Genomic DNA, 218 nt, shown 5'->3' on the forward strand with positions numbered 1-218 from the left:
GAATCCCCTTACCCCGACCATATTTGGGTCGTTAGCTCAGTTGGTAGAGCAGTTGGCTTTTAACCAATTGGTCGTAGGTTCGAATCCCACACGACCCACCATTTTTAGCTAGTTTGTATCTGGCTGGATCTTAGGGAGTGATGCCACAAGCATCATCCAAATAAAAAGCGCCTCTTTTGAGGTGCTTTTTAGCATCATCGGGGTATAGCGCAGTCCGG

At 47.7% G+C, this 218-nt stretch carries 1 tRNA gene; it reads left to right on the forward strand.

Annotated elements, in window-relative coordinates:
- Positions 1-25: 25 nt before the first annotated feature.
- Positions 26-101, forward strand: a tRNA-Lys gene (locus ALP40_RS08910).
- The last annotated feature ends 117 nt before the right edge of the window (positions 102-218 follow it).

Origin of the sequence: Pseudomonas viridiflava, assembly GCF_003702045.1 — a bacterium.
GTDB lineage: Bacteria > Pseudomonadota > Gammaproteobacteria > Pseudomonadales > Pseudomonadaceae > Aquipseudomonas > Aquipseudomonas viridiflava_C.